The organism is Pseudomonas californiensis, assembly GCF_021147775.1.
GTDB classification, from domain to species: domain Bacteria; phylum Pseudomonadota; class Gammaproteobacteria; order Pseudomonadales; family Pseudomonadaceae; genus Aquipseudomonas; species Aquipseudomonas californiensis.
Genome location: NZ_JAGTPK010000002.1, coordinates 171774 through 189582, shown reverse-complemented (window position 1 = coordinate 189582; position 17809 = coordinate 171774). Strand labels below are relative to the sequence as shown.

Annotated in this window: 13 protein-coding genes and 3 tRNA genes; 4 read left to right on the top strand and 12 right to left on the bottom strand. The window is 59.2% G+C overall.

Annotation, left to right across the window (positions count from 1 at the left end; translation table 11 throughout):
* Positions 1-73: 73 nt before the first annotated feature.
* A complete protein-coding gene (locus KDX37_RS02980; protein ID WP_231651187.1) occupies positions 74-1150 on the bottom strand; it encodes a GGDEF domain-containing protein in 1077 nt (358 codons plus the stop codon).
* A gap of 132 nt (positions 1151-1282) precedes the next feature.
* Positions 1283-2149: a hypothetical protein gene (locus tag KDX37_RS02975; protein WP_231651186.1), complete on the bottom strand. Its 867-nt coding sequence runs from the start codon at positions 2147-2149 to the stop codon at positions 1283-1285.
* A gap of 357 nt (positions 2150-2506) precedes the next feature.
* Here KDX37_RS02975 and KDX37_RS02970 point away from each other — a divergent pair, with 357 nt between their 5' ends.
* Positions 2507-3490 carry a DUF1853 family protein gene (locus tag KDX37_RS02970; RefSeq protein ID WP_231651185.1) on the top strand — a complete coding sequence of 328 codons (984 nt, stop codon included), beginning with the start codon at positions 2507-2509 and terminating at the stop codon, positions 3488-3490.
* Here KDX37_RS02970 and KDX37_RS02965 read toward each other — a convergent pair.
* From KDX37_RS02965 to KDX37_RS02945, 5 genes are all read right to left on the bottom strand, one after another.
* On the bottom strand, positions 3456-4736 hold the full coding sequence (locus KDX37_RS02965; protein ID WP_231651184.1) for an arsenic transporter: 1281 nt from the start codon (positions 4734-4736) through the stop codon (positions 3456-3458). The two genes, KDX37_RS02970 and KDX37_RS02965, sit on opposite strands and share 35 nt — an antisense overlap.
* Before the next feature lie 3 nt (positions 4737-4739).
* A complete protein-coding gene (locus tag KDX37_RS02960) occupies positions 4740-5948 on the bottom strand; it encodes an MFS transporter (RefSeq protein ID WP_231651183.1) in 1209 nt (402 codons plus the stop codon).
* A 198-nt stretch (positions 5949-6146) separates the two neighbouring features.
* The gene (locus KDX37_RS02955) at positions 6147-7484 is read right to left on the bottom strand and encodes an MFS transporter (protein WP_231651182.1); all 1338 of its coding nucleotides are present in this window, start codon (positions 7482-7484) and stop codon (positions 6147-6149) included.
* 147 nt (positions 7485-7631) lie between these two features.
* On the bottom strand, positions 7632-8573 hold the full coding sequence (locus KDX37_RS02950; protein ID WP_231651181.1) for a 1-aminocyclopropane-1-carboxylate deaminase/D-cysteine desulfhydrase: 942 nt from the start codon (positions 8571-8573) through the stop codon (positions 7632-7634).
* A gap of 84 nt (positions 8574-8657) precedes the next feature.
* Positions 8658-10697: an NADPH-dependent 2,4-dienoyl-CoA reductase gene (locus KDX37_RS02945; protein WP_231651180.1), complete on the bottom strand. Its 2040-nt coding sequence runs from the start codon at positions 10695-10697 to the stop codon at positions 8658-8660.
* Between the two features lie 226 nt (positions 10698-10923).
* On the opposite strand from KDX37_RS02945, the gene KDX37_RS02940 reads away from it, so the two are divergent.
* The 3 genes from KDX37_RS02940 (at position 10924) to ilvA (ending at position 15193) form a co-directional block, all read left to right on the top strand.
* The gene (locus tag KDX37_RS02940) at positions 10924-12066 is read left to right on the top strand and encodes a carbon-nitrogen hydrolase family protein (RefSeq protein ID WP_231651179.1); all 1143 of its coding nucleotides are present in this window, start codon (positions 10924-10926) and stop codon (positions 12064-12066) included.
* Between the two features lie 2 nt (positions 12067-12068).
* Positions 12069-13109 carry an AraC family transcriptional regulator gene (locus KDX37_RS02935; RefSeq protein WP_231651178.1) on the top strand — a complete coding sequence of 347 codons (1041 nt, stop codon included), beginning with the start codon at positions 12069-12071 and terminating at the stop codon, positions 13107-13109.
* A gap of 548 nt (positions 13110-13657) precedes the next feature.
* Positions 13658-15193 carry a threonine ammonia-lyase, biosynthetic gene (gene ilvA / locus KDX37_RS02930; RefSeq protein WP_406641174.1) on the top strand — a complete coding sequence of 512 codons (1536 nt, stop codon included), beginning with the start codon at positions 13658-13660 and terminating at the stop codon, positions 15191-15193.
* A 225-nt stretch (positions 15194-15418) separates the two neighbouring features.
* On the opposite strand, the gene KDX37_RS02925 is transcribed toward ilvA, so the two are convergent.
* The 5 genes from KDX37_RS02925 to KDX37_RS02905 all read right to left on the bottom strand — a co-directional run bounded on the left by KDX37_RS02925 (position 15419) and on the right by KDX37_RS02905 (position 17809).
* The gene (locus tag KDX37_RS02925; RefSeq protein ID WP_231651177.1) at positions 15419-16252 is read right to left on the bottom strand and encodes a DUF2242 domain-containing protein; all 834 of its coding nucleotides are present in this window, start codon (positions 16250-16252) and stop codon (positions 15419-15421) included.
* 231 nt (positions 16253-16483) lie between these two features.
* Positions 16484-16560: transfer RNA gene (locus KDX37_RS02920), tRNA-Asp, on the bottom strand.
* Between the two features lie 116 nt (positions 16561-16676).
* A tRNA-Asp gene (locus tag KDX37_RS02915) sits at positions 16677-16753 on the bottom strand.
* A 66-nt stretch (positions 16754-16819) separates the two neighbouring features.
* Positions 16820-16895 (bottom strand) — tRNA-Val (locus tag KDX37_RS02910).
* Between the two features lie 149 nt (positions 16896-17044).
* A complete protein-coding gene (locus tag KDX37_RS02905; RefSeq protein ID WP_231651320.1) occupies positions 17045-17809 on the bottom strand; it encodes an SDR family oxidoreductase in 765 nt (254 codons plus the stop codon).

Genomic DNA, 17809 nt, shown 5'->3' with positions numbered 1-17809 from the left:
GGATTATGGGCGAAAGCCCCCCGGAGCGGCAAACTGGCGTGCACGACAACAGATGCGCCGGCGGCCAAAGCGCTCAGTCGCACGCAGCCACAGTGTTTGGCGCACCGTCATGACCGAGGGACAAATGGCTGACCGATGACCCGGCGACAGGCACACCATTCCAGAACGCCCGATCCTTGCCGGCTTTCTTGGCCTTGTACAGATTGATGTCTGCCGTCTTGAGCACCGAAGAACAGGTTTCGTTTTCATTGATATCAGCGAGCCCCGCACTGCTGGTGAAGGGTAAACTACCTTCGGCGTTACGGATTGCACCCAACAGGCGGCATACATAGTCCTCGGCCTCCTGCTGGCTGCACAACGGCAGGATCACCCCGAACTCCTCACCCCCCAGGCGACCTACCGCCAGGCTTCCCGACGTCTTTTTCAGGCAAGACGCCATGAGCCGGATCACATCGTCACCAGCATCATGTCCCCACTGATCGTTGATACGCTTGAAGTCGTCAATGTCGAGCATCAGAAAATAACCGGCACTCTGATCGGCTGCATGTTGCTCCAGGGTCTCCATCAACGCCCGACGGTTCAACAGATTACTGAGATAATCCGTGAGCGAAAGCTCACGAAACTTGCTCTCCATGGTCAGCACATCCCGTAACGTACGGGTGTAGGTGTGATTGAGCAACATACCCAGAGAGACCGACGCCACGAAAAACAGCACCATGAAAAAGTAGGCTGCACCTCCCGATTCAACATCATGCATGGGCGCAAGAATCGCCCAGGACACTACAGTGACCAGCAGATAATCACGGGTGTAGACGACCAACAAGGTCGAACACAAAGTGATCATGACTGCAATCGGCAGTGACCAGTTGACCCCCTCAAAGCGATTCAACTCACTGGCACGGGAAAAGCACAGCGCAACCACTACTACAAACACGATACCCACGATCCGCCAGACCGTGAACCCGGACGCACAGTACTGCCAGACGCACGTTCCCAGCAAAGCGACCGTCAGTAACACTTCCATACTGCCGTAATGAATACTGGGCGTGATCAGCAGGACCACCACCCAGCAAATAATGGCGATACATTGAGCGAGCGCTATCGCGGGTGAAAGAAGACGCTTTATTCGAATCTGCATCTCACCATTCATATACAACTCCTTGGGTGGCATTCCCTTCCGGGCAAACACCTGATGACTTGATGAGACCACTGCTATTGCGTAATCAGGCATCAGACTCACACACGTGCTGACGCCAAACACATAAAGTCGCCGCTAATGCTGTCAGGCCACTGCCTCGTCGAGCGGCAATGGCGGCCAGCCATGAACACGATTATCGCTGCCTGTTTGAATTGAGTACAACGCCATGACAAAGCACAGCGAGATGATTCGACTGACCAGCGACATGAAGTCTGGCAGCACCTGAATAATGGATTTGTCATGTACCGCAAAGTAACCGCGCGTCTCCCCTTCCTGGATCAGCCTGATCAAATGGGTCTTGGAAACCGAGGCATCGCTGGCAAGTCTCAAATACGAAGTACCTTTGAAACCTGACGTCTGATTCGAGGGTGCTATGGCGTCAAAATACAGAGCAAGCATCAACATATGCCCCCCGTCCTTGTGTAGCAACCACCTGCATTCCGGCACCAATTCACAGAGGATAAGATCGCGGTCAAGCAATTGTGTATATCCCCGAAAATAAACTGCCAGAAATGCCTGATCGTCCAGCGAATCGACATGATCAAGAATAGGGCAACAAGGATAAAGCTCCAGCATTGGTTTGATCAGAGAATTCAGGGTCTTGCGAAGCTCACTGAAGGCCAGCCCACAGGGACGGAAAGTGCGAAGTCTTCGATCATCGGGGTGGCCGCCGATGGTCATCAACCCGGTCGCCCGTAACAGCAGATAAAATGACTCCAGGCTGTTTTTGGAGCAGAAACCTCGTGCCACACACACATTCCTGACTTCGGAGAGTAAAGGGTAACGTTGAGAAAAATAGCGACTCAACAGTGTCATCAACACCATGAACCTGCCGTATTTCAGCACATTCTTGTAAAAGAACGGACGCTGTCGATAAGGCTCCTGCAAGAGAATGAAATGCATGTGCATGATGGATTCGAATTGCGGATGGCGCTCGATTTCCGCGGCCATCGTGTAAATCTTGTGTCTCGACATGAATAAACGCGCTCTTGCACCTTGAATGCCTGCCACCCGCTGGAGCATCCATTGGATCCCTTTTGAGCACATGCGGCGCAGTGTAGGGGGTCAATATAACGGCGCCATTAAAACTAAATTCATACGTACCAGAAATGTTCCAGCGTGCCTGGGTGCTACCTGACTGGTCGAAATGCGGCGACAGCGCCGACAGCCCCGTCCATACCCTCGTCCCAGAGCCCTCTGACGCTCTGCCCCGCCTTCGGGTTTACGCAGAGCTTCAGGCCCATGGCCACGCAAACGACCGCCGGATTGACTTGCCCATTGCGCCTCGACTCAGGCTATTCTCGGTACATGACTTTATTTCCCAGCCTGATTGATCTTCCTCGCCAACTGCGCAACCCCGAAGTGCGTGATCTTGCCTGGGTCATCCTCGCGCCGCCCATGCTGCACGCAACCCCATGGCCGCAGCGCCATCCGCTGACAGCAAGCGACTGGGTATGGGCACCGGAACAACTGGAGGGTTTTCTGCGCCAGCTCGATCGAAACAGCAGTGCGCTTGAAGAATGGCTGCTGCTGGCCACGACCCGACGACTAGGGCGTTATTACGAACGGCTCTGGCAGTTTGCCTTGCAGCATGCGCCGGGCGTCCAAATCATCGCTGCCAACCTGCCCATCCGCGTGGCAGGGCACACGCTGGGCGAACTGGATCTGCTGCTGCGTGACCGGGATGGCGTGCACCACGTGGAATTGGCAATCAAGCTGTACCTGGGGCCGCAGGAGGGTGATGGCAGTGATCCGGCGCAATGGCTGGGGCCCGGTTGTAACGATCGGCTGGACCGCAAACTTGCTCATTTGAGCCAGCACCAACTGCCGATTTCCGCGCGACCTGAAAGCCGCGCGACGTTGGCAGCACTGGGCGTCGATACCTTCAGCGCAGAATTATGGCTGGGCGGTTATCTGTTGTATCCCTGGCCGGGCTCAGCCACGCCACCCCGAGGCGCTCATCAGCAGCACCTGCAAGGTCGCTGGCTGCACCAGCGTGACTGGAAGGCCTTCATCGCCCAGACTCAGCCAGGTCGCTGGCAGCCCCTGCCCCGTCACGCGTGGCTGGCGCCTGCGCATTACGCCCAGGCCTGGAGCGACGAGCAATTGCAGGCCTGGCTGGCCCAGCTGGACCCGCTGGCTCCGGCACAACTGCTGGTGCGCCTTGGTGAGAACGCCGAAGGTGAGTGGGAGGAAGCCGAGCGGCTGTTTCTGGTGTCGGACCTATGGCCTCACGTGCCCGACACCAGCCGCTCGTTCAACTCAGTCGCAGCGCCAGCGCCGCCAGTGTGATCAGCAAGACCGGCACCGTCAGCACCACGCCGACCTTGAAGTAGTAACCCCAGCCGATATGGATGCCCTTGCGATCCAGCACATGTAGCCAGAGTAGCGTCGCCAGACTTCCAATCGGGGTGATTTTCGGTCCCAGATCACTGCCAATCACGTTGGCATAGATCATCGCTTCCTGAATCGGTCCGGTGGCATGGCTGGCATCAATGGACAGCAGCCCGATCAGCACGGTCGGCAGATTGTTCATGATCGATGACAGCAGTGCGGTCAGCACGCCGGTACCCATCGCAGCACCCCAGATGCCATAACCGGCAAACCAGTCCAGCAGTTGAGCCAGGTAATTGGTCAGCCCGGCGTTGCGCAGGCCGTAAACCACCAGGTACATGCCCAGCGAGAAAATCACGATGTGCCAGGGTGCTTCTTTCATGACCTTGCGCGTAGCAATCTTGCTGCCCTTGGCTGCGACGCACAGCAGCAGCAACGCACACACTGAAGAGATCGCACTGATCGGAATGCCCAGCGGCTCCAGCGCAAAACACCCAACCAGCAGGATCAGCAGCACCCACCAGCCAGCAATGAACGTCGCTCGATCATGAATCGCCGTTTCGGGTTTTTCCAACTGATCAGGTTCGAAATCGACCGGGATGTCACGGCGGAAATACAGCATCAAGACGATCAGCGTGGCCAGAACGCTGACCACGTTCACCGGCGCCATCACCGAAGCGTAGCGATTGAAACCGATGTGGAAATAGTCGGCCGATACAATGTTGACCAGATTCGAAACCACCAGCGGCAGGCTCGCAGTGTCGGAGATAAAACCCGCCGCCATCACAAACGCCAACGTCGAAGGCGCCGAGAAACGCAGCGCCAGCATCATTGCGATCACGATCGGCGTGAGGATCAGCACCGCGCCATCGTTGGCGAACAAGGCTGAAACCAGCGCGCCGAACAGCACGAACAGCGCGAACAAACGTCGGCCCCGGCCATTGCCCCAGCGAGCTACATGCAACGCCGCCCAGGCGAAAAAACCGGCTTCATCGAGCAACAGTGTGATGATAATCAGCGCAATGAACGTCGCAGTGGCGTTCCAGATAATGCCCCACACCACCACGATGTCACTGGGTTGCACCACGCCAGTCAACAACGCCAACACCGCCCCCAGCACGGCACTCCATCCCACACCGAGCCCCTTGGGCTGCCAGATGACCAGCGTGATGGTGAACAGAAAGATCAGCGTTGCGATCAGCATTATTTATTTAGTCCGGGGCAGAAGAATAGCGAGAATGCCAAGCAGCGGCAGGTACGAGCACAGGTTGTACACAAACAGAATCCCGTGGCTGTCGGCAAGATAGCCAAGCAGTGCTGCGCCTATGCCGCCGAAGCCGAACATCAGACCAAAGAAGATCCCGGCGATCATGCCTACGTTGCCCGGCACCAGTTCCTGTGCGTAGACCACGATGGCGGAGAACGCCGACGCCAGCACAAAACCGATGATCACACTCAGTACGCTGGTCCAGAACAGGTCCGCGTAAGGCAGCGCCAGGGTGAACGGTGCTGCGCCGAGAATCGAAAACCAGATCACCGCCTTGCGGCCAATCCGGTCGCCAATCGGACCACCGAAAAAGGTCCCCGCCGCCACTGCACCGAGAAACAGGAAAAGATGCAGCTGCGAACTGGCAACCGACAGGTCGAACTTCTCGATCAGGTAGAACGTGAAGTAGCTGGTCAGGCTGGTCATGTAGAAAAACTTGGAGAACACCAAAAACGCCAGCACGGCAAGCGAGCCGATCACCCGGTTTCTCGACAGGCCATGGGTCGCTACCTGACCGGCCTTGAGCTTGAAGAGGTTCAAGTGGGCGCGATACCAGCGACTGATCGCATACAGCAAGCCCAGTGAAAACAACGCGAACAGACCGATCCAGGCCACATTGCCCTGACCGAATGGAATGATGATGGCAGCGGCCAGCAGAGGCCCGAACGCAGAACCGGTATTGCCACCGACCTGGAAGGTCGATTGCGCCAACCCAAAGCGCCCGCCTGAAGCCAGCCGCGCAATGCGCGACGCTTCAGGGTGAAACGTCGACGAGCCGATACCGATCAGGGCTGCAGCCAGCAGGATCAAAGGGAAGCTGCCCACTACAGACATCATCACAATGCCGATCAGGGTGCAGATCGAGCCGACCGGCAACACCAACGGGTTGGGATGGCGGTCGGTGTAATAACCCACCCAGGATTGCAACAGCGAAGCGGTGATCTGAAACGTCAAAGTGATCAGGCCGATCTGAGTGAAGCTCAGGTCATAGTTGGCCTTGAGCATCGGGTAGATCGACGGCAGGATGGCCTGAATCAGGTCATTGATTAGGTGCGCCAGCGCAACGGCGCCGATGATACGCATGACCAGCGGGCTGGTCTGTGGAGGGGTCGATGCCGCCGCGGTCACGGGCTGAGCACTGGTCGCCATGGGATTCATCCATAAAAAGAGTTCTCGGGGCTCCCCGGACGGATGATTACAAGATGTGTCACGCGTGCCAGGGCGCGCCAATGTGCCATTTTTCAGGGCAACTGTGCCATGTTTTGTTGCATCTTTACCGACAACTGACGTGACGGCCAGAACCCGGGCGGCGACGTGGTGCGCGAGCCCGGGCCTTCGTCTTGAGGGTCAGGCGATAGAGCGCACCGCCTCGTCGCGCGCTGGCGCCGGAATATCGTGCAGCGAGATTTTCGAGGTTTCCGGCAATGCCAGCCCGCCGACCAGGGCCATCAGCGCCACGGCAATCAGATAAAACGCAGGCGACAGATTGCTGCCGGTGGTGCTGATCAGCCAGGTCGCCATCAGCGGCGCGGTGCCACCGAACAGTGTGTAGGCCATGTTGTAGGTGATCGCCGAAGCGGTGTATCGGGTGCGGGTCGGGAAGGTTTCAGACAGCAGCGCTGCGGTGACAACGCCACACAACACCGCACCCACCGCCAACAGCATCACGCCGATGATCGAGGCAGCGAATGAACCTGAGCTGGCCATCAGGAAGGACGGGAACACCACCACCATCAGCAGAATGCAGGCCGTGGCGATAGTCTTGCGTCGTCCTGCGCGGTCCGAGTAAGCACCCGCCAACGGACAGATCGCAGCGGCGAAAGCCAGCGCGATCAATGACACCAGCAATGCCGAGGCACGGGTCAGGTCACCCGCCACTTGCAGGTAGGTCGCGAAATAGGTGGTGAACATATAAAACGACAGCGCCGTGAGCGAGACGAAGGCGCCAAGGCAGCAAATGGCCGCCGCGTGATGGCGCAAGGTGTCCTTGAGTGGCGAATGCGCGACCGCGTGCTCTTGGGCCACGGCCTGAAAAGCCGGTGTTTCGTCCAGCTTCCAGCGCAGGTACAAGCCGACCAGACCCAGCGGCGCGGCGATCAGGAACGGCAGGCGCCAGCCCCAACTGCCCATGGCCTCAGTCGATAAAGAGGCCTCCAGCGCATACGCCACCACCGCTGCAGCCGCGAATGCCGAGAACGTCGACACCGGGACGAAGCTGCCGTACCAGGCACGCTGGGTGCGCGGTGCATGCTCCATAAGGTAGGCACAGGCACCGGCATATTCGCCACCCGCAGAGAAACCCTGCGCACAGCGGATGATTGTCAACAGAATCGGCGCCGTCACCCCGATGGCCGCGTAAGTCGGCAACAGGCCAATCAGGGTCGTGGCACCGGCCATCAGCAAAATGGTCATGGCCAGCGTCCTCTTGCGGCCGATACGGTCGCCGAGCATGCCGAAGAAAATCCCGCCGAGGGGGCGAAAGGCAAACGCGACGGCAAACACGGCGAAGGTTTTCAACAACGCGGCACTGGCGTCGCCGCTGGGGAAGAACTGCAAGGCAATGGTGGTCGCCAGAAAGCCATACACGGCAAAATCGAACCATTCGACAAAATTGCCGATGGCCGCCGCAACAATGACTTTTTTCAGGGTGGCAGGATCGACCTGCTCGACGGCGGTAGTTGTCATGCTGACCTCGACATAGGGATCTGGAATGGATCAATTATCGAGATAGCGACCCGGACACCTCACTCTGAAAGTGTCATCCACGTAGTCAGGGCCGACGCCTCACACCAGACCCGCGCACGTTTTGTGCCAGCAGCTCTGGCATAAGCCTTACAAGCCCATTGCCCGTCTGCCCTGCAAGCCACCGGTGTGCACGAAGATCAATCGCGTCCCGGGGCCGAAGCGCCCGGCGGTCACTTCGTCGTGCAGGGCCAGTAATGCCTTGCCGGTGTACAACGGTTCCAGTGGCACGCCGCTCTGCGCCTCGCTGACGGCAATGAAGTCCAGCAAGGCCGCATCGGTCCGCGCGAACGCGCCCCGGCTGGCATCCAGCAAGTGCCATTCAGGCAGCGCTGACCGCTCTACAAGTCCATCAGCAATCGCCTGCTCGACCAGCATCGTCACGTTTTGCCCCACCCCGTGGTCAGCTGGCACCGCCATCGCACCATGAACAGGGTGATCACCGGCCTCAGCCATGGCCATCCCGGCGAGTGTCGTTCCAGTACCCGCTGCCAGCCACCAGGCGTGATAATCGTCCCAGCCCAGCGCTCCCAACTGGCAGCGCACGTGATCCAACAATGGCCCGCAACCGAGCGCGCCGGGGAGGCCGCTGCCGCCTTCAGGGATCGGATACAGAGACGGATACTGCGCCTGCCAGGGCAACCAGAAATCCGCAGCATGCCGGGCGCGATACCCCGCATACCCAAGCCAATGCAATTGCATGCCAAATGCCTGCAGGTCGCGGACGGTGGGCGTTTCCTGTGCATGGCCGCGCAGCAGGCCGACCGTCGGGAAGCCGAAGCGCTTGCCTGCGGCGGCCACTGCATGAAGATGGTTGGAATGGGCGCCGCCCAGACTGATCACCCCTTCTGCGCCTTTACTCGCGGCCTGTCTCAAGTGCTCGATGAGCTTGAACCACTTGTTACCGCTGATCAGCGGATCGATGCGGTCCAGACGCAGGATTGCGACCTCCACACCGGCCGATTGCAGCCAAGGCAGTTCAAGTGTTTCGAGGGGAGCGGCTGGCTGCCAGCCAAGAGCGTCGGAAATCATGAGGCGCAGTTTACAGACAGTGCTGCGTCAGGGTCTTCATGAAAGCGCGGGATGCGCTCACAAACACCCTGACTCCATCGAGGATCAGAGACCGGCAGCCAGTCGCGACCCCTGGTCAATGGCGCGCTTGGCATCCAGCTCGGCGGCCACATCCGCACCGCCGATCAAATGCACGCTCTGACCTGCGCCAACCAGTTCGTCATACAGTTCGCGCAGTGGATCCTGACCGGCACAGACAACGATGTTGTCGACTGGCAGCAGTTTCTCTTCACCGTCCTCGCCAATGCGAATATGCAGACCGGCATCATCGATTTTCAGGTACTGGACGCTGTTGAGCATCTGAACCTGCTTGTTCTTGAGGCCGGTGCGGTGAATCCAGCCGGTGGTTTTACCCAGACCGTCGCCGACCTTGGAGCTCTTGCGCTGCAACAGGAACACCTGACGCGCGGGCGCGTGTACCTGGGGCTTGATCCCGGCCACGCCGCCGCGAGCCTCAAGCGTCGTATCGATGCCCCACTCTTTCCAGAACGCGTCACGGTCCAGGCTGGTAGCAACGCCCTGATGCACCAGAAACTCCGACACGTCGAAACCAATACCGCCGGCACCGATGACCGCAACGCTGTGACCCACTGGTTTGCGCTCAAGAATCACGTCCAGATAGCTCAGCACCTTGGCGTGGTCGATGCCTGGGATGGCCGGGGTGCGTGGCGCAATACCGGTGGCCAGGATTACCTCGTCATAACCTGCCGCCAGCAGGTCCTTTGCGCTGACACGATTGCCGAGACGCACATCCACGCCGGTTTCCTGCACCTTGTTTTTGAAATAACGCAGGGTTTCGGAAAACTCTTCCTTACCCGGCACACGCTTGGCGATGTTGAACTGACCGCCAATTTCGCTGGCTGAATCGAACAGCGTGACCTGGTGTCCACGCTCGGCAGCCACTGTCGAAGCGGCAAGCCCGGCAGGACCGGCCCCTACAACCGCAATGCGCTTGATCGTTCGGGCAGGCAGATAGTTGAGTTCAGTTTCATGACAGGCACGCGGGTTGACCAGGCAACTGGTCAACTTGCCGCCAAACGTATGGTCCAGGCAGGCCTGGTTGCAGCCGATGCAGGTATTGATCAGTTCAGCGCGACCGGCCGCAGCCTTGTTGACGAATGCCGGGTCGGCCAGAAAAGGACGTGCCATGGACACCATGTCAGCGTCACCCTCACTGAGGATCTGTTCGGCTATCTCAGGCGTGTTGATCCGGTTGGTGGTAATCAACGGGACCGACACCGAACCGCGCAGTTTGGCGGTGACTTTGCTGAATGCAGCACGCGGCACCTTGGTGGCGATGGTCGGAATACGTGCTTCGTGCCAACCGATGCCGGTATTGATCAGAGTGGCGCCCGCCTGCTCGACCGCTTTGGCCAGTTGCACAATCTCTTCCCAGCTACTGCCGCCCTCAACGAGGTCCAGCATCGACAGGCGAAAGATGATGATGAAGTTCGGGCCAACCGACTCGCGTACGCGGGTCACGATCTCGACCGCCAGGCGCATGCGGTTTTCGTAGCTGCCACCCCAACGGTCGGTGCGATGATTGGTGTGGGCGGCCAGAAACTGATTGATGAAGTAGCCTTCCGAACCCATGATTTCGACGCCGTCGTAACCCGCGCTCTGGGCAAGCGTTGCGCAGGTCACGAAGTCGCTTATCTGCTTTTCGATGCCTTCTTCATCCAGCTCGCGTGGCTTGAACGGGTTGATCGGTGCTTGCAAGGCGCTGGGGGCAACCTGTTTGCGGCTGTACGCATAGCGGCCGGCGTGAAGAATCTGCAAACAGATCTTGCCGCCCGCCTCATGCACCGCCTGAGTCACGATGCGGTGCTTTTCGGCTTCTTCGACGTTTGTGAGCTTGGCCGCGCCGTCGTAGACACCGCCTTCTTCGTTCGGCGCGATGCCACCGGTCACCATCAGCCCGACGCCACCCAGCGCGCGCTCGGCAAAATACGCAGCCATGCGCTCGAAACCACCCGGCTTCTCTTCAAGCCCTGTGTGCATCGAGCCCATCAGGGTGCGATTGCGCAAGGTCGTGAAGCCCAGATCCAGCGGGGCGAGCAGGTGCGGATAGCGAGCAGCAGTCATGGCGAAGCTCCATCGATTCAATCACGGAAAAACGAGAACCTCTGCGTGCTCTCTTCAATCAGGCCAGCAGGCCGTTTCATGACGCCACAGTAAAGAGGCGCTGACGGACACTCAATGACCGAAAGTGACAAGTTATTGATCCAAACGCGCAGCGCCCTCTTGGCAAGCAACGGGCACCGCCCTACCCTAGTCGATACTTCTCTGATGGCACTCTTGCAGCCTATTTATGCGTAAATTCTTTGCCATCTGTCTTCTGCTGGTGAGCGTAGCCGGTCTGGCCAGTTACGGGCTCTGGACCCAGCAACGCCCCATGGGTCACTACCTTTCCGACTTGCGCATCCATCTGGCAATCAATGAAGGGCAGCCCGGTGAGCGAGGCAACTTGCTGGGCATTCAGCCTGAACTGTTCCCCACGGACTACCAGGACCTTGGGCGCTTGCACCGTAAACTGGCGGCCTACCTGCAACAGGCCCGCGAACTGGGTCTGCTCAATCCGAAAACAGTGGTCGTTCTGCCTGAGCACATTGGCACCTGGTTGTTCGCCAGCGGCGAGAAAAACCAGTTTTATCAGGCCAGCACGGTCGACGAAGCCATGAACTGGCTGTCCTGGAGCAACCCTTTCGACTTCGCCAGGGCCATGCTGACGGCCACCGGCGAAAACCGCCTGGATGACGCGCACCTGCGGATGAAAGCCAGCGACATGGCGAAAAATTATCAAATGCTGTTCGGTGGCCTGGCCAGGGAATTTCAGGTGACGCTGGTGGCCGGTTCCATCGTGCTGCCCGAGCCCAGTGTGCAGAACGGCACGTTACAAATCGGCAGCGGCGCCCTGTACAACAGCAGCCTGGCCTTCAACAGCGACGGCCAGCCGCTGGGGCAGCCGCAACGTCAGTTGTTTCCAAACCCCTATCAGGGGCGATACGTCAAACCTGCCAGCGAGACTGCACTTGATGTGGTCGATACGCCGGCCGGTCGACTCGGCATCCTGATCGGCAGTGACAGCTGGTACCCGGACAGCTATGCGCGCTTGAACCAGCAGCGTGCCGAGCTGATCGTCGTGCCTGCTTTTGTGATCGGCAAAAACGGCTGGTCCAGCCCGTGGCGCAGCCCTTCATCTGATGGCACCCCGATTGATATCGCCCCAGGCACCCTGATTGAAAGCGAGGCCTGGCATCAACTGACACTCACTGGCCGCGCACCCCACAGCAACGCACGTGCGGGCATCAGCGTGTTCATGCGCGGGCAGTTCTGGAACGAGGGCAGCTCCGGGCAGAGCTTCGCCAACCACAACGGCCAGACAATCACCGAGCCGCAACCTGCGCAGGGTCCTCTGCCCGGTGGGGCGCGCCTGATCAACCTCTGGCTCTGAGCGTGCCGACCTTGACGCTGCGCCTGGGTGACCTGTCCGTGGGCTTTGTCCAGAGCCTGACCGACGCCGTTCGCAGCGTCGGTCAAGACCCTGGCACGCTGCTTGAGCAGTACGGGCTGGATAGTGCAAGGCTCAGCGAAGCCGGTGCACGCCTGTCGATCCCGCGTTATATGCGGCTGGGGCACGCCGCGATTCAATTGACCGGCGAACCAGGACTGGGGCTGCGCATGGGTCAGCTCAGCCGTATCAGCCAGGCAGGCCTGGCCGGTGTCACCGCTGCTCAGGCACCTGACGTGCGCGAGGCAGCCCGAACTCTGATCCGCTTTGAAGCACTTTACGGCTCCAATTACCGTGGCCAATCGAGCTTTCACGAAGACGCGTCCGGGGCCTGGATACGCTTTTACTCGATCAGCCCGTATAACGCTTACAACCGCTTCGTGGTGGACTCGATTCTCGGTGGCTGGGTAGCCCAACTCTCGACACTGGCCAGCATTCCACTACGCGCGCAACGGGTCGAAATCGAATTCGACGCGCCGGACTATGCCGCGCAGTACATGCACCTGAGTGACAACCCGATTGTATTTGGTGCCACCACCAATCAATTGCGCCTGGATCAGGAAACCCTTGCCCTGCGCAACCCGGATCATTGTCCGAGTACCTGGCAGCATCTGCTGCAACTGTGCGAAAAGGAACTGGAGCAACTGACCCGTACCCGCAGCCTGCGTGAACGCATCATTCAATTGCTGGGCCCGTTATTGAGCGGAGGACGGGAGCCGGATCTGGAGGAAGTGGCGGCAAGGTTGAAGCTGCCGACCTGGACGTTACGCCGCAAGCTGGCTGAAGAAGGTACGCGTTTCAGGACCGTACTCAATGACACGCGACGTGATCTGGCGATGACGTATATCCGCGACACCGAACTGGCGTTCGGAGAAATTGCTTACCTGCTCGGCTTTGCCTCGGCAGAAGCCTTTCAACGTGCCTTCAAACGCTGGAACGGGAAAACTCCAGGAGAGTTCCGCCGTAGCCAGCGCCGAAGTGCCTGATGCCCTTCACAGCTCGGTAGCGTCGTCAGCAGGTTCTACAGGGTCCAGCTCCGATGCGCGATATTCCAGCAGTTCTTCTTGATACTCGTCCATTTGCTTGCCCTCTTGGCGGATTGATGGGTGTCAGTAAAGCCGAGATAACTGATCACGAGATCAACATTAAAGTGCCAATGTGAAACAAAAATGTAGATCCACTTTAATCAGACGAACGATAAGGTGCCGGATCAAGCCTTCGTCTTGAAGGAGGCACGCGATGACCCCGCTTGACTTCGACGCCCGCGCCGCAATAACCTCCAGCTCATGAACACCATCCAGCAAAACCTCGGCCAGATTATTATTACCGTCATTCCAGTCATGGCGGGTTAGCCGACGTTTGCAAAAAACCCGCCCTCGAGGCGGGTTTCTTCTGTCTCCTGGGCAACATCACTGAACCAGGAGTCAGACATGATCGCTATCCATCGCTCTATCATCGCCCTTATCGCTTCCTCCGACATGATCGTTGCCCCACTGCGCATGGCCGCTCCGCACCTGTACAAGGGAACGACGCGATGAGCCATGGCCAGCCCGATCTGCTCAATCACTACGCACGCAAGATTCTCACCTCCCGCGTCTACGACGTCGCTGTCGAAACGCCGCTGCACGGTGCTCGTCAGCTGTCGGAGCGGCTGGGCAACCAGGTGCTGCTAAAGCGCGAAGACTTGCAGCCGGTGTTCTCGTTCAAGATTCGCGGCGCGTACAACAAGCTGGCTCAATTGACCGCCGAAGAGGCCGCACGCGGCGTGGTCACTGCTTCGGCAGGCAACCACGCCCAGGGGCTGGCCCTGGCGGCACGCGAGCTGGGGATTGTTGCGACCATCGTCATGCCGCGCACCACACCTGAAATCAAGGTCGAAGGCGTGCGTTCGCGCGGTGCCACAGTGGTCCTGCATGGCGACTCCTTCCCCGAGGCGCTGGCCTACTCGCTGAAACTGGTCGACGAGCAAGGCTTCGTTTATATCCACCCTTACGATGACCCCGACACCATTGCCGGCCAAGGCACGGTGGCGATGGAGATCCTTCGTCAGCAGCCGGGGCAACTGGACGCGATCTTCGTGCCGGTTGGTGGCGGTGGCCTCATTGCAGGCATTGCGGCGTACGTCAAATACCTGCGCCCGGAGATCAAGGTGATCGGCGTCGAGCCGGATGATTCCAACTGCCTGCAAGCGGCGATGGCGGCGGGCGAACGCGTGGTGCTCAGTCAGGTGGGCTTGTTTGCGGACGGCGTGGCGGTGGCGCAGATCGGCTATCACACCTTCGAAGTCTGCCGGCATTACGTGGACGAAGTGATAACCGTCAGCACCGATGAGATCTGCGCGGCAATCAAGGACATCTACGACGACACGCGTTCTATCACCGAGCCGTCGGGCGCGCTGGGTGTGGCGGGGATCAAGAAGTACGTCGAGCAGCGCGGCATCACGGGCCAGACCCTGGTGGCGATCGAATCAGGTGCCAACGTCAACTTCGACCGCCTGCGCCATGTGGCAGAACGCGCCGAGCTGGGCGAAGGCCGCGAAGCGATCATTGCCGTGACCATTCCCGAGCAGCCGGGCAGCTTCAAAGCCTTCTGCGAGGCGATCGGCAAACGGCAGATCACCGAGTTCAACTACCGCTACCACACCGACCGTGAAGCGCACATTTTCGTCGGCGTGCAGACCCACCCCGAGAACGATCCGCGCAGCGCGTTGATCGCCAGCCTGACCGAACAGGGCTTCCCGGTGCTGGACCTGACCGACAACGAGCTGGCCAAGCTGCACATCCGTCACATGGTTGGCGGGCATGCCGAGCGGGTCAACGATGAAGTGGTGCTGCGCTTCGAGTTTCCGGAGCGCCCGGGCGCGCTGTTCAACTTCCTCAACCGCCTGGGCGGACGCTGGACCATCTCGATGTTCCACTACCGCAACCACGGCGCAGCTGATGGCCGCGTGGTCGCCGGGCTGGTGGTGCCCGAGGATGAGCGACATCTGGTTGGTCAGGCTCTGAGTGAAATCGGCTATCCGTACTGGGACGAAAGCGAAAACCCGGCGTACCGGCTGTTTCTCGGCTGAGAGAACGGGCGGTGCATCTTGAACCGATGTGTCGACTGTACCGACCTCTTCGCGAGCAAGCTCGCTCCCACTTGGGGGTAATCTGCTCGCGAAAGAGGGTACTCACAGATACAGATTCAAACTTGAAATCAGAATCTGGCGGATTTCACGGCCTCTTCTTCAGCAAGCTGACTTCCAAGGCGCGGATATTCATTGATGCACCGCCAAGCCTGCCCTTGACTCACATCACTGAGCAGCGGGCGTTTCTGTCGGGGCAGGTGTTGCGTTATCGACAGGTGCAGGCGCTTCCGGGGCCGGGGTTGGAGCTACGGGTTCGGCGTTGAACGAAGCAGGCTCGGCTGGAGCGGGCACTGGCTCGCTTGCCGGCGGGGCGACCACTGGCTCCGCTGCGGGCTCGGCCTTGGGCGCGGTTTCTGGCGCTTTTGGCGCGAGCTGCGCAGGTTCTGCAGCGTTGGGAGCCGCAGGCGCTGGCGGGGCTTCAGGTACGCCCAGGTCGGCTTTCGGCTTTTCAACGATGTGCGCCGCTTTCTTCACATCAGACGGCAGAAAGTTTTCTACCAGCCCGAAGAAGCGTTCATAGAACTTGGCCGATGCGACGGTCTCGCTGGCGACCTTGACCATGGAGTCATCGGTGGAGCCAATCGGCATCGACACAGAACCCAGCACTCCAACCCCAAGGCTTGCCGAGTTGTTGGTCTTCTTCAGGGCGTAGCGGTCCTGCAGGGCGTTGGCGAACATGGTCGAACTGCCATCACCCACGTCGGCTGCGCAGACCAGGTTGAAGCTGATCTCGATATGGGTTTCGCCCGTCTGTTGAAAGCTCTTGCGGCCGCTGATCATCTTGGGGTCGGTGCTGGTGATGATGTAGCCCTGACTCAGCAACGCACGTCGCCCGGCTTCGCAAGAGGAAATATCAGTCGCGGGATAGCTGCGCGAGAAGGTTCCGGCATCATCGAAGTGCTCGTGGTCATAAATCGCCTGTTTGGGCGTCGAGCAACCGGCAGCCAGCAGCAGTACAGACATCCAGCACGCGGTACGAACGTTCAGTAACTTAAACATCGAGAATCCTGAGGAAGGAAAAAACTGCCAGCAAGACTGCAAACTGGAAAATGGCGGTAAGTCTGCAACAAGGCAGACGCTGGATCAACGCACAGTTCCAAAGGATTTGGATACAAAGCATGACCCGCTGACCAAACGCGCGTTTTTTGATAAACCGCAGACAACAAAAAAGCGACCCTAAGGTCGCTTTTTTGTTTGCTTCAAGGAGTTCAAGGGCCTCGAGGCTTTGTATGGCGCAGCGGACGGGACTCGAACCCGCGACCCCCGGCGTGACAGGCCGGTATTCTAACCGACTGAACTACCGCTGCGTATCGCTTGTAAACCTGTTTGAAACAAACTTTTGATAGTCTGTTTCCTGTACATCAGATTGAAGTGCCAGAATGCGTTTCAACCTCAGACCCGGCAAACCCGATCTGTACAAATATGGCGCAGCGGACGGGACTCGAACCCGCGACCCCCGGCGTGACAGGCCGGTATTCTAACCGACTGAACTACCGCTGCGCATGGTGGACTTGCGTCCTTTGGAACATTCGAAAGCCCTCGAACTTCAGCTTTCAAACTCAACGATGGTGGGTGATGACGGGATCGAACCGCCGACCCGCTGCTTGTAAGGCAGCTGCTCTCCCAGCTGAGCTAATCACCCTTTGCTTCGTTGAGGCCGCGAAATTTACGCACCTAACGAACCTAAGTCAATAGCCTGATTGAAGTTTTTTTCAAAACACCACAAACCGGCTCTTTGACCCGACGCGTCGAAACACAGAGATATTTCGACCTGTCGTCTGAAGCCTGATACTACTCGGCGTAAACCATCTTGCGGGTCATGCCACCGTCGACCACGAACTCCTGCCCGGTCACAAACCCGGCGTTTCTGGAAAGCAGCCAGGCGACCATCGCCGCGACATCCTCCACTGTCCCTACCCTGCCCGCTGGATGCTGGGCGTGATCCGCCTCTGACAACGGCTCGGCACGCCGCAGCGAAGGATCGCGCGTATCGATCCAGCCAGGGCTTACCGCGTTGACACGAATCTCAGGCCCAAGACTGATCGCCAATGCGTGCGTGAGCGCCGTGAGGCCGCCCTTGCTCGCTGCATAAGCCTCGGTGTCGGGTTCTGACTGCCTGGCGCGTGTCGAGGTCAGGTTGACGATGCTGCCGCAATGCGCACGCAGGTAAGGCGCGCAATGTTTGGCCAGCAACATCGGCCCACCCAGATTGACGCTCAGCACCCTGTTCCAGTGCGACAGCTCAAGACTTTCCAGCGTGGTGTTGTGAGGGTCCGCGATCGCCGCGTTGCACACCAGTGCATCCAGCCGACCGAATTGCCTGAGCACTTCAGCCACCCCTTCAGCCACCTGTTCTTCACTGGCGACATCCATGGTGATGAACAGGGCGTTCTCACCCAGCACCTGCGCGACCTTGGCGCCGCGCGTGCGGTCCAGATCCGTCAGCACCACTTGCCAACCCTCGGCAATCAGCCACGCCGCGATGCCAAGCCCAATGCCACGAGCGGCACCGGTCACCAGCGCGACACGACCGTTGTGGATGCTGGCGAACTTCAT

Coding starts and splice junctions, on each gene's coding strand:
- KDX37_RS02980 (WP_231651187.1), bottom strand. CDS start 1,150: ATGAATGGTGAGATGCAGATTCGAATAAAGCGTCTTCTTTCACCCGCG.
- KDX37_RS02975 (WP_231651186.1), bottom strand. CDS start 2,149: ATGGCCGCGGAAATCGAGCGCCATCCGCAATTCGAATCCATCATGCAC.
- KDX37_RS02970 (WP_231651185.1), top strand. CDS start 2,507: ATGACTTTATTTCCCAGCCTGATTGATCTTCCTCGCCAACTGCGCAAC.
- KDX37_RS02965 (WP_231651184.1), bottom strand. CDS start 4,736: ATGCTGATCGCAACGCTGATCTTTCTGTTCACCATCACGCTGGTCATC.
- KDX37_RS02960 (WP_231651183.1), bottom strand. CDS start 5,948: ATGGCGACCAGTGCTCAGCCCGTGACCGCGGCGGCATCGACCCCTCCA.
- KDX37_RS02955 (WP_231651182.1), bottom strand. CDS start 7,484: ATGACAACTACCGCCGTCGAGCAGGTCGATCCTGCCACCCTGAAAAAA.
- KDX37_RS02950 (WP_231651181.1), bottom strand. CDS start 8,573: ATGATTTCCGACGCTCTTGGCTGGCAGCCAGCCGCTCCCCTCGAAACA.
- KDX37_RS02945 (WP_231651180.1), bottom strand. CDS start 10,697: ATGACTGCTGCTCGCTATCCGCACCTGCTCGCCCCGCTGGATCTGGGC.
- KDX37_RS02940 (WP_231651179.1), top strand. CDS start 10,924: ATGCGTAAATTCTTTGCCATCTGTCTTCTGCTGGTGAGCGTAGCCGGT.
- ilvA (WP_406641174.1), top strand. CDS start 13,658: ATGAGCCATGGCCAGCCCGATCTGCTCAATCACTACGCACGCAAGATT.
- KDX37_RS02925 (WP_231651177.1), bottom strand. CDS start 16,252: ATGTTTAAGTTACTGAACGTTCGTACCGCGTGCTGGATGTCTGTACTG.
- KDX37_RS02905 (WP_231651320.1), bottom strand. CDS start 17,809: ATGAAGTTCGCCAGCATCCACAACGGTCGTGTCGCGCTGGTGACCGGT.